The following is an 11,071-nucleotide window of genomic DNA, read 5'->3' on the forward strand; positions in this document are numbered from 1 at the left end:
GCGAGCGAGGTGCGGCAGCTGCTAAGCCAAAAGCGCAGATAATACTTTGTGTATTATCGAGCATTTTGGCAACGCAGATGCCGTGCCGCAGCCGCCGGAGCGGTGCTTAAGCCGTCAGGCGGGAATTGTGCGGTGTTGCCAATATATTTTCGACGTTTCAGAGACACCTTAGGGCTATCTCAAAAGGAAGTGACCCCCCTATGCCGGAAGGCTACACCCATGTGCGCATCGCCCAAAAGGCCGCGCATGCCATCCATTATAAATTGCAATGCCCCGCAGCGTTTGCCGCCGGTGCCAATGGGCCGGACAGCTTTTTCTGCTATGAAGTGTGGAAAAAGGGCCAAAACCGCACCTATAACCTGCCGTTGCTTGGCAACCGTATGCACGAGGATAAGACCGGCGCCTTTCTGCTGGCCCTGCTGCACCACACCCACACCCAGGCGCAGATCGAGTATACGCTGGGCTTTTGGTGCCACTATGCGGCGGATACCGTTATGCACCCTTACGTTGTGTTCGTCAGCAGCCCCGGCCAGCCCTACGGCATGAAAGGCGGCCACGGCTACTTTGAAATTGCGCTGGATTCCACCCTGCATGCCGAGGATACCGGCGTTTCGGAGGTCCCGGCGGATGATTCCAGCCCGGTGCCGGTCGGGCAGGACCTGGCGGAAATTGCCGCATTGCTGCACCAGTGTATTCTGGAGGTATATGGGCAGGATATCAGCGTGGAAGCCCTGGCGGACAGCTTTTATTACACCTACCGCCTGCGCCGCCTTTTCACCAGCCGCCACGGCGTGCGGCGGGCGTTCTATTGGGTGCTGGAGCTGTTTTTTGGCGGGCGCGGGTTCATCACCGGGCATGTATCCCCGGCACACCTTAAGCTGAACCTGCCGGAGGATTGGACTGACCCCGCCACCGGCGAAGAGCGCCACGGCGGTGCCTTTGCCCTGCTGAAGGATGCCCAGCACCGCTGCGAGCTGTTTATGACGGCCGCCCTTGGCCACTGGATGGGCAAGCTGGACGAGGAAATTCTGGAAAAGACCCTTGGCAGCATGAGCTACATCACCGGTACCGAAACCGAGCAAAGCAAAAGCCAACAAGCGCCGGATGCGGAACAGGCAGGCGAAACCGCCTGACATCCCCGCGCCCGACCTTTGCGGATAGATTATTACAACACGAAAGGAACTAACACCTATGGTTCGTATTACGATGCAGAACGGCAAAACTATTGACATTGAACTGGATGCTACCGCAGCACCGATCACCTGCGAAAACTTTTTGAAACTGGTCAATCAGGGCTTTTATAACGGCCTGACCTTCCACCGCGTCATCCCCGGCTTTATGATCCAGGGCGGCGACCCGTCCGGCAACGGCACCGGCGGCCCCGGCTGGCACATCAAGGGCGAGTTCCTGCAGAACGGCGTGAACAACCCCATCAAGCACACCCGCGGCGTGATCAGCATGGCCCGTGCTATGGACCCCAACTCTGCCGGCAGCCAGTTCTTCATCATGCACCAGGATGCTCCGCATCTGGATGGCCAGTATGCTGCATTTGGCCATGTTGTCAGCGGCATGGACGCTGTGGATGAAATCGCCGCAACTGCCACTGACTGGAACGATAAGCCCCGCACCCCGGTCGTGATGGAAAAGGTCGAAGTTATCGGCTGACATCCTGCCGTAAAATTGTAACAAAAAGCGCATGTGCTGTTCCCGAACCGGGAAAGATGCACATGCGCTTTTGCGTTATGGATAACCGTTTTTCAAAAACAGCAGGGGAGCCGCTTACCCAAAGATGGAGCCCACGTTGCCCAGGAAAGATGCCACGCTGTTCAACTGCTGCTGCAGCTGGGCCACTGCGTCCATGGTGGCGGGCAGCTTGGCCATCACATCGTTCAGGGCGTCCACATCGATCCGGCTCAGCTTATCGGCAATGTCGGGCAGGGTCTGCATCATGCTGTCCAGCTGTTCGGTGTCCAGCTTGGCAAGGCTGTCCTGCAAGGTGCCGGCAATCTCGTTCACCTGGGCGCAGGTGGTGATCACCTGGTTATACGCCGTGTTGAACCGCAGCAGCAGCCCGCCCATAATCAGGCAGAGCACCACTACAATGGCAATAGCGGCCCACAGCAGCCGCTTTTGGCTGCGCAGCAGGGCGCGGTTTTGCTGATCCTGCAATTCCAGCTGCGCTTCCACGCGGTCCAGCTGGTGCTTCAGGTCCAGGGCGTCCACCTTGCCGTCACCGGTTTCATCGTCAGTGGCATTCAGGGCGGCCACTTTGGTGTTCAGGGCATCGTCCATCTGTTTGTTCAGCTTTTCCATGGGGCAAAACTCCTCTCTTGTGTGGGCTGCATGCGGCATGCTTTGGTTACTGTGGGGCTTTCATCTCAAACCAGAAGGTGGAACCTTTGCCGACCGTACTGTTTACCCCAAAGGGGAAATCATGCTGCTGCAAAATGGCCTTGGTGATGGAAAGCCCCAACCCGGTACCGGTCTTGCCGGCATCCTGGCGGGCGCGATAGTAGCGGTCGAACAGGTGCGGCAGTTCCTCCGGCGGGATGCCGGGGCCGTGGTCCTCCACTTCCACCCGGCAACCGCCGTTTGGCATGGGGATGGCCCGCAGCACAAACACACCGTCCGCACCCATATGGTGGGTGGCGTTGCCCAACAGGTTGTGCAGCACCCGTTCCATCATGGCGGGGTCGGCGCGTACCATGCATTCCTTGTTGGCTTCCAGCTGCAGCGTCCAGCCATTCTGCTCGCACACGGCGTCATAGCGGCCCGCGACCTCAAAGCAAAGCTGGCTCATGTCAAAATCAACGGGGTTAAGCTTTTCTGCACCGCTGGAAACTTTGCTCAGCTCCATCACGCTGTTTACCAGCGCGCTCAGGCGGTCAGTTTCGTCCACAATAATGTTGCACTGTTCGGTGCGCTTGGCCTTGTCATCGCCGGTAATATCGCGCACCGTTTCGGCATAGCCCTTAATCAGGGTCAGCGGGGTGCGCAGGTCATGGCTGACATTAGCCAGGATATCTTTTTCCAGCTGGGCGGAGCGTTTGACTTCCTGTGCCATGTGGTTGAACTCCCGCCCCAGCAGGCCCAGCTCATCATTGCGGACTACCGGCACCTGAACATCATAGTTGCCGTCGGCAATCTCGCGGGCACCCTCCGAAAGCTGGCACATCGGGCGGGTGAACCACCGGCTGAACAGCGCCGCCACCAACAGGTTGAGCGCAATCAAAAAGATGGCAACCGGAATCAGCACACTGCGCATGACCTCGGCGGCTGTTTCAATCTGTGCCAGGCTGGCGGATACGATCACACCGTAACTGCCGTCTTTGGTCAGGCAGCCCACCAGCATCTGCCGGTTGCCGCCGGATTCAATAATTTTGTACAGCGAACCCTCATTGTACAGGGCATGGCGGGCCAGGATGGCGGTTCGGGTGTCTGGGGTATATACCGTCATGTTATCGCCGAAAGTGGCCATGCTGTTGTGTAAAATGCAGGGGTAAAGTCCCTCCAAAAACTGCACGCTGCGGCAGGTGTTATCGCTGATATCAATGCAGCAGTTGTCCACATTGATCACGCCGTTTTCCAGTGCGGTTTTCAGGTTGGACCAGAACGTTTCGTTCTGCAGCGTCAGGGAACCATAATCCCGGCTGGAAATCTGGCCCCCGGCGGAATCAATCATTCCGGCGATCACGCTGGATTCGCGTTCCAGCCGCTTTTGAATGTTGCGGTTGTACATGGGCTGCAGGCCATAGGTGATCAGCCCCCACACCAGCCCAAGGGTCAGCACAGTAATACCGCACAAAAACAGCATCAGCTGGCCCTGCACCCCCAGCGCCCAGCCATGGGTGTGCGGTGCGCTGCCCGGTTGCTTTGGTTTACGCAAAATCGCGGCCCCCTAACGTTACTGTGCGGTATCGGGGTCAAACTTGTACCCCACGCCCCACACGGTAACAATATAGCCGCGGCAGCTGCCAAGGTGGCTGCGCAACATTTTAACATGGGTATCTACCGTGCGGTCCTCGCCATAATAGTCATAGTTCCACACTTTTTGCAAAATTTTCTCGCGGGAAAGGGCAATGCCCTTGTTGTTGACCAGAAACACCAGCAGGTCAAACTCTTTGGGGGTCAGCGGGGCTTCCTGCCCGGCTACCTTAACGCTGTGGCTGGCGGTGTCGATCACCAGATTCCCAAAGGTATACACATTACCCTCGGCAACCGGGGCGGGCATGGTGCGGGCCAGTACGGCCTTCACGCGGGCAACCAGCTCCCGCGGGCTGAACGGCTTTACCACATAGTCATCCGCGCCGCCCTCCAGCCCGGCTAGTTTGTCATATTCTTCGCTGCGGGCGGTCAGCATGATCACCGGTGTCATGATCTTGCGGGTGCGCATCTCGCGCAGGCAGGTCATGCCATCCATAAACGGCATCATAATATCAAGGATCACCAGGTCAATGCCGCCGTTTGCCAGCTCGGCCAGCGCCTGTGTGCCGTCCCCGGCTTCGGCACAGGTAAAGCCCGCGTACTGCAGGTGCTCGCGGATCAAATCCCGAATGCGCGGTTCATCGTCAACGATCAATACTCTTGCCATTTCTAATCCACCTCATCTGGGCGCAAATCACCCTTGAGTTACTATTACTATACCATAATAACGGCGAACCGTGGAGAATTTGTGAAAACTTTTTAAGATTTTTTCAAATTTTTATCCGCCACGGTCTATTACGCAAACTGTACCGCAATTTTGCTCCGCCAGCTCTTGCAAGCCCGCGGGCAATGCGCTACAATATGGATGCAATGCCCGGTACATATTTTACAACGTGCGCCGGATGAAAAAAGGAAGTTGATCGCATGTTCTGGTTGATTTTGCTGATTGTTGTGGCGGCACTGTGCGCGCTGGTGCTGTTTTTGGTGGCTCCCGCCGCTGGCCGCAAGGAGCTGCGCACCCCCTTTGCGGGCCGCAATTTTGCCCACCGCGGCTATTTTGGTAAGGATCAGCGCCCGCCGGAAAACAGCCTGCCCGCCTTTGCCGCCGCCGTGCAAAACGGATACGGCATGGAGATGGATGTGCAGTTCAGCAGCGACCGTAAACTGCTGGTGTTCCATGATGATACCCTGACCCGCATGACCGGCACCAAAGGCTGGGTGCGGGATTACCCCTATGACCAGATACGCCAGATGCCGCTGAAAGGCAGCGCCGAGCACGCCCCGCTGTTCAGTGAGTTTTTGCAGACAGTGGACGGCAAAACCCCACTGATTATCGAGATCAAGAGCCGCCATGAATATACCGGCGAATATCTGGACGCCCTGTGCCACGCCACGCTGGACGGCCTGAAAGGCTACAACGGCCCCTATTGCATTGAAAGCTTTGACCCCCGCGTGGTCAAGCGCATCCGTAAATTTGCGCCGCAGGTACTGCGTGGCCAGCTGGTGGATAGTTACCGTGCTTACCGTAAGGAAGGCGCGAACCCCATCCATGCGTTTGTCGTCAGCCACTGCTTTGGCAACTTTATGGCCCGGCCGGACTTTATTGCCTGGTGCCCGGACAAACAGAACTGGGCCGTGCGGCTGTGCGCCCGCCTTGGTGCCATGATGGTTATGTGGACCGCCCTGCCGGAGCATGACCAGGCCGCGCTGGAAAAACAGTACGATGCCGTCATCTTCCAGTGGTACCACCCGGAAGTCAAGTACAAATAAGAACCGCGGTTCTAAATACAGCAGCCCCCTCATATCGTTGCGTAAAAGCATTGCAACGTTTTTGAGGGGGCTGCATTTATGTTTTTATTTACAGTTACCAAACCTGGTCTGCGGCAGGCGGGGGCGCTTGCCCTTTGCGCTGTCTGCCTGGCTGGCACGGTTACGGCGGCGGTGCGCTTGGCGGGCAAAAGCGTGGCTGCCAGCGCTACAGTGCAAACCACAATTGAAAATACCCAGGATATCGGCACCTACTTTACCGGCTACGGTTTTGAGGTGGACTTGAGCACCGCCGCGGTGGACAAAGTGAAGATCCCCAAAAAGTGGGACGACAGCTTTACTGCCTTTAACCAGGTGGTGGGGGAAAGCGGCCTGACCCTGGCGGACTATAAGGGAAAAACGGTGGAAAAATGGACGGTACTCTGCCCGGCGCGCTCAGATGGCGCAACAGACACCTACTGTGTGCTGCTGGTATATAAAGCAAAGCCGGTTGGCGCCTACCTGCTGGAAAAGCCCTCCGGCGAGGTGAGCGGCCTGATTACCGCGACCCAAACCGCCGCCGAAGCCGAACAGCAGGCCGCCGAAACCAGCGCCGCCCTGCCGGACGAGGCAGATTATCCCAGCGAGTAAGCAGGAAAGCGAGATATCGTCAGCCCACCGGCATAAAGCGTGTGACTGCTTTGTGCCGGTGGGCCGTTTGGTTATGTGTTGCCTAAAGCATATCTGAAAAAGCAGAACCAGAACAGATTATACCCTTTTCCAACCCCCTTGGCAATGGGCAAACGTTACGGGTGTTCGGCGGCATACTGCAAAAATTCCGGCGTTTTTGCCCAGTATTTGCAGCCCCAGTTTTCAAAGTTCCATTCGTCCATGTAGTCGTTGCACTCATAGTCAATATAGTACAGCGTATCGCCCTGCAAAATGAAATTGGTGGGAAAATAGTCAATGTTGGTGTGCGCCGGGTACAGCAGGCGGCACATGGCCTGCACCTGGCGGAGGCAGGTTTCGGGCAGGGCATCTTTCAGCACAAGGGTATACACGGTTTCGCCAGCAATGTATTCTTTCACAATGCGTTCCGCTTTGGTGTCAACATCCAGAATACGCGGCATCGGAATGCCGATTTCCTGCAGGTGGTTGTAATCCCGCAGTTCGGCTTCGATCTTATTGCCAAACTGGTAATAGACGCAGGGTTCATGGTGAATCTGCTTAACCACGACCTGCTGCCCGTCCGCCATCTGCGCCAGGTAAGAATACCCGCCTTTGCCCTTGCCCAGCAGTTTGAGCAGGGAGTAGACATTGCCATTTACCAAAACTGTTTCAGGCATAAAAGCACGCTCCTTGTGGGTTAATCATCAAAGAAAAACAGCTCTTCTACCGTGGTATGGAATACTTTTGCAATGTCCATTGCCAGCTTGAGGGAGGGATTGTATTTCCCTTTTTCCAGGTTCACAATGGTTTCGCGCCGGACGCCGACCAGCTCGGCAAGGTCTGCCTGCTTAAGGCCCTTTGCTTCCCGGTATTCTTTCAGTTTGGTTGATAAGGCCATGTTCAAAGCCCTTTCTTATCCATAAGATAGAAGATGATCGTGCGCACCACCGAAATCAAAATCAGTGCGGCCATCAAGCCATAACCGATGATTTCTGTGGTAAGAACCATACGGCCGACAGCGCAGGTAAAGCCAATCACAATAAAAGCTGCCACGCTGATTTTTAAGCAGATGGCATCGCATCTCCACAGGTTGGCTTCAGCCATTTCATCGGGGGATTCCTGCTTGTATTTTTTGACCCGGATGGCGCGGGAAACGAAATAATAAAAGCTGAAAGCAAAAATAACGTTTTGAACGGTCGTGTAATAATCTTTCCAGTCGTTCCGTGCCCACATCCAATAGTACATGGCAATCAGGATAGAAAAAATGATTTTATCAGCAACCAGTTCCCGTAATGACACCTTTTTCATGGTAAGCCCCTTTCTTTTATCTGCATCCATAAAGTGAGAAATTTCGCACGTGCTATGTGATGAATATATCACACGAAAGCTTCGGTGTCAATAGAAATGTGAGAAATTTATAACATTCTATGGAGTGAGGAAAGAGGAGTGGAAATCGGCCGAAACAGAGTCTTGCCGTTATTGTATCTGACAGCACGAGCTTTTTTGGGGGGCTATACGGTTGCTTTGCTGGGGAATATAGTGGGTACGAAAGTGTGTACCTGCAAAAGAAAACACCGTAGATTCTAACGAACCTACGGTGTTTATTTTGGTGGAGGATGGGGGACTCGAACCCTCGACCTCTGCGATGTGAACGCAGCGCTCTAACCAGCTGAGCTAATCATCCATAACGAACAAGTAATATTATAGCCGGGAAATAGGCGTTTGTCAAGCGTTGGGCAGGGATTTTTTTGTAAAAAAGGCAAAACGCGGGAACTGTGCGCAGCAAGGGAAAAGTTCAGGGCATAAATAAAATCAGGAATTATGGAGTGGGCGCTATATTTATTCATACAATCTCGTTTATAATAAAAAGATATTCCAATATTGTTGTAAAAACTGGGGGAGAGCGCTTTGTCAAAATTACAGTTGCTGCGCCCGGCAGGCAAACAGCCGGCCGCGGCCCAGCCACAGCCCGAACGCCCGCAGGTGCCGCTGCTGGAAACAGACCCAGCCAAGGGCCTGACCGCGGAACAGGCAGCCCAGCGCATGGCGGCGGGGCTGGATAACCATGCGGCGGCTTCGCCGACCCGGAGCGAAACCGAGATCATTCGGGATAATATTTTTACGTTTTTCAATCTGGTTTTTATCGTGCTGGCGCTTTGCCTGGCATTGGTGGGGTCCTTTGCGAACATGACCTTTTTGGGGGTTGTGATTGCCAATACCATCATTGGCACGGTGCAGCAGCTGCGCAGCAAGCGCACGGTGGACCAGCTGACCCTTGTGGCGGCGCATAAGGTGCGCTGCCTGCGGGACGGAAAAAGCATTTTGCTGCCCAGCGAAGAGCTGGTGCGGGATGATATTGTGGAGTTTACCTCCGGCGAGCAGATCTGTGCAGACGCCGTTGTGTGCACCGGCAGCGCTCAGGCGAACGAAGCCCTGATTACCGGCGAAGCAGAGCCGGTGCCCAAGAACGTTGGCGATGTGCTGCGGTCCGGCAGCTTTCTGGTATCTGGCCGGTGCACCGTGCGCCTGACCCATGTGGGTGCCGAAAGCTATGCCAGCAAGCTGGCAACCGAAGCCCGCGAGGGCGGCCACAAGGTTGCCAAGGGCGAGATGATGCGCTCGCTGGATGGGCTGATCCGGGTGATCGGCATTGCGCTGATCCCGATGGGCGTGGTAATGTTCCTAAAGCAATATGTCAGCCTGGAACTGCCGCTGCGGGATTCGGTGGAAGCTACGGTGGCGGCGCTGATCGGCATGATCCCCGAAGGGCTGTATCTGCTGACCAGTGTGGCCCTCGCCGTCAGTATGGTGCGGCTGGCGCAGCGCAAGGTACTGGCGCAGGATATGAATTGTATTGAAACGCTGGCCCGCGTGGATGTGCTGTGCGTGGACAAGACCGGTACCATTACCGAGGCCCGGATGGAAGCCGGGGAGCCGCTGCTGCTGGCCCCTGATGCCTGGCCGCAGGACAGGGTATACACCGTGCTGCATAGTATTTACGCGGGGACTGAACCGGATAACGATACCGCCCGCGCCATGGTACAGCGCTTTGGCAAACAGAACGGCACGCCTTGGCCGCGCCAAAGCGTGGTGCCGTTCAATTCCGCATACAAATGGAGCGCCGCGACCTTTGCCGAGGGCAGCTTTGTGGTGGGGGCACCGGAATTTGTGGCCGGTGCCCGCTATGCCGAGCTTGCTGCGCAGGTGGAGCCGCTTTTGGAAAAAGGCAGCCGCGTGCTGCTGTTGGCTCGCTGTGATGTTGAGCCGGACCCCAAGGTCGGGCTGGATGCTGACAAGCTGGAGTTTGTGGCCCTGCTGCCCGTTGCCAACCGCATCCGACCAGAAGCACCGGAAACATTCCGCTACTTTGCCGAACAGGGCGTTGCCGTTAAGGTCATCTCCGGCGATAATCCCGTTGCTGTCAGCGAGGTGGCCCGCCAGGCGGGCATTGAGGGCGCAGAGCGTTATGTGGACGCCGCAACGCTGGATACCGACGAAAAAGTTGCCGAAGCCGTGCGCACCTGCACGGTGTTTGGCCGTGTAACCCCCGCCCAGAAGCGCAAATTCGTGAAAGCATTGCAAGCGGATGGCCACACCGTTGCGATGACGGGCGACGGCGTGAACGATGTGCTGGCCCTGAAGGATGCGGACTGCGGTATTGCCATGGCATCCGGTGCCCAGGCCGCCAGCCAGGTGGCCCAGCTGGTACTGCTGGAATCGGATTTTTCCGGCCTGCCTGCCGTTGTGGCGGAGGGCCGCCGCGTGATCAACAACATTCAGCGGTCGGCATCGCTGTTTTTGGTCAAGAATATTTTCTCGTTCCTGCTTACCTTTATCGCGCTGTTCATCACCATGCCGTATCCGCTGCAGCCGCTGCAGCTTTCGCTGCTGTCGATGGTCACCATCGGCATCCCGTCCTTTATTCTGGCGCTGGAGCCCAACCACGAGATGGTGCACGGCAAATTCATCCAGAATGTTCTGCGCGCGGCCCTGCCCGGCGGTTTGAGCGACCTGCTGCTCATTTTGGGTATCGAAGCCTTTGTGTTCGCATTTGAGCTGCCCATCGGCACCCTGACCACCCTGACAACGCTGCTGTTGCTGGCTGTTGGCATGGCGGTATTGTGGGATGTGTGCAAGCCGTTCACCGTGGCTCATGGTGTGCTGTGGGGCGGTATGCTGATTTTGGCCGGTGCGGCGATCGCGCTGCTGGGCGGGTTCCTCGGCCTGGAACGTCTGGATATGCGCGGTATGCTGATTTTGATCGCCTTTTTGCTGCTTGTTGTGCAGACGCTGCACAGCATGGAGCGCGGCCTGACCGCCGTTGGCGATGCCGCTACGCTTGTGTGGAAGCGTCTGCCGCGAAAGAGCAAAGCGGAAGAAAACTACTGAATTTCCGCGCAGGAGCACAATAAATAAAAATGGCATGTACTGCTCACGCACAAGAGTGCAGTACATGCCATTTTTGGTTATCCGGGAAGCAGCTGTGAAGGGGGCAGTTAAGGCAACACCGCACAATTCCCGCCTTGCGGCTTAAGCACCGCTCCGGCAGCTGCGGCACGGCATCTGCGTTGCCAAAATGCTCGATAATGTCGGGTTGCGGTACCCGCATCGTGCTTCGGGGGCAAAAGCCCCTCGCACTCTGCGACCGCTGCCCCTGCTTCGGTTCGCTGTTTCCGCCACTGGCGGCGCTCACCTTTGCAGCATCCAGTATTATCTGCGCTTTTGGCTTGGC

Annotated in this window: 11 protein-coding genes and 1 tRNA gene; 5 read left to right on the forward strand and 7 right to left on the reverse strand. The window is 56.4% G+C overall.

Annotation, left to right across the window (positions count from 1 at the left end; translation table 11 throughout):
- Nucleotides 1–200 precede the first annotated feature (200 nt).
- Both C4885_RS13475 and C4885_RS13480 read left to right on the forward strand, forming a co-directional pair.
- Entirely contained in the window at nucleotides 201–1,133 is a 933-nt protein-coding gene (locus C4885_RS13475; protein ID WP_114000830.1) for a zinc dependent phospholipase C family protein, read from the forward strand.
- A gap of 58 nt (nucleotides 1,134–1,191) precedes the next feature.
- A complete protein-coding gene (locus tag C4885_RS13480; RefSeq protein ID WP_114000831.1) occupies nucleotides 1,192–1,665 on the forward strand; it encodes a peptidylprolyl isomerase in 474 nt (157 codons plus the stop codon).
- Between the two features lie 114 nt (nucleotides 1,666–1,779).
- Here C4885_RS13480 and C4885_RS13485 read toward each other — a convergent pair whose 3' ends face one another.
- The 3 genes from C4885_RS13485 to C4885_RS13495 are packed head-to-tail and all read right to left on the reverse strand — an operon-like array spanning nucleotide 1,780 to nucleotide 4,591.
- The gene (locus tag C4885_RS13485) at nucleotides 1,780–2,313 is read right to left on the reverse strand and encodes a hypothetical protein (protein WP_114000832.1); all 534 of its coding nucleotides are present in this window, start codon (nucleotides 2,311–2,313) and stop codon (nucleotides 1,780–1,782) included.
- A gap of 46 nt (nucleotides 2,314–2,359) precedes the next feature.
- On the reverse strand, nucleotides 2,360–3,886 hold the full coding sequence (locus tag C4885_RS13490) for a cell wall metabolism sensor histidine kinase WalK (RefSeq protein WP_242979602.1): 1,527 nt from the start codon (nucleotides 3,884–3,886) through the stop codon (nucleotides 2,360–2,362).
- Nucleotides 3,887–3,904: 18 nt separating this feature from the next.
- The gene (locus tag C4885_RS13495; protein ID WP_114000833.1) at nucleotides 3,905–4,591 is read right to left on the reverse strand and encodes a response regulator transcription factor; all 687 of its coding nucleotides are present in this window, start codon (nucleotides 4,589–4,591) and stop codon (nucleotides 3,905–3,907) included.
- Between the two features lie 257 nt (nucleotides 4,592–4,848).
- On the opposite strand from C4885_RS13495, the gene C4885_RS13500 reads away from it, so the two are divergent.
- Together C4885_RS13500 and C4885_RS13505 are read left to right on the forward strand one after the other, a co-directional pair.
- Entirely contained in the window at nucleotides 4,849–5,694 is an 846-nt protein-coding gene (locus C4885_RS13500; RefSeq protein WP_114000834.1) for a glycerophosphodiester phosphodiesterase family protein, read from the forward strand.
- 78 nt (nucleotides 5,695–5,772) lie between these two features.
- On the forward strand, nucleotides 5,773–6,321 hold the full coding sequence (locus C4885_RS13505; protein WP_114000835.1) for a DUF4830 domain-containing protein: 549 nt from the start codon (nucleotides 5,773–5,775) through the stop codon (nucleotides 6,319–6,321).
- 155 nt (nucleotides 6,322–6,476) lie between these two features.
- On the opposite strand, the gene C4885_RS13510 is transcribed toward C4885_RS13505, so the two are convergent.
- The 4 genes from C4885_RS13510 to C4885_RS13525 all read right to left on the reverse strand — a co-directional run bounded on the left by C4885_RS13510 (nucleotide 6,477) and on the right by C4885_RS13525 (nucleotide 8,023).
- Nucleotides 6,477–7,016, reverse strand: coding sequence for a hypothetical protein (locus C4885_RS13510; protein WP_114000836.1), 540 nt, complete (start codon nucleotides 7,014–7,016; stop codon nucleotides 6,477–6,479).
- A gap of 20 nt (nucleotides 7,017–7,036) precedes the next feature.
- Nucleotides 7,037–7,237, reverse strand: a complete 201-nt coding sequence (locus C4885_RS13515) for a helix-turn-helix transcriptional regulator (RefSeq protein ID WP_114000837.1) — start codon at nucleotides 7,235–7,237, stop codon at nucleotides 7,037–7,039.
- Between the two features lie 2 nt (nucleotides 7,238–7,239).
- On the reverse strand, nucleotides 7,240–7,647 hold the full coding sequence (locus tag C4885_RS13520; protein ID WP_114000838.1) for a hypothetical protein: 408 nt from the start codon (nucleotides 7,645–7,647) through the stop codon (nucleotides 7,240–7,242).
- Nucleotides 7,648–7,946: 299 nt separating this feature from the next.
- Nucleotides 7,947–8,023, reverse strand: a tRNA-Val gene (locus C4885_RS13525).
- Nucleotides 8,024–8,247: 224 nt separating this feature from the next.
- Between C4885_RS13525 and C4885_RS13530 the strand changes: the two genes are divergently transcribed.
- On the forward strand, nucleotides 8,248–10,728 hold the full coding sequence (locus C4885_RS13530) for an HAD-IC family P-type ATPase (RefSeq protein ID WP_242979603.1): 2,481 nt from the start codon (nucleotides 8,248–8,250) through the stop codon (nucleotides 10,726–10,728).
- The last annotated feature ends 343 nt before the right edge of the window (nucleotides 10,729–11,071 follow it).

Origin of the sequence: Subdoligranulum sp. APC924/74 (assembly GCF_003324125.1) — a bacterium.
In the GTDB taxonomy this organism is placed as follows: Bacteria; Bacillota; Clostridia; order Oscillospirales; family Ruminococcaceae; genus Gemmiger; species Gemmiger qucibialis.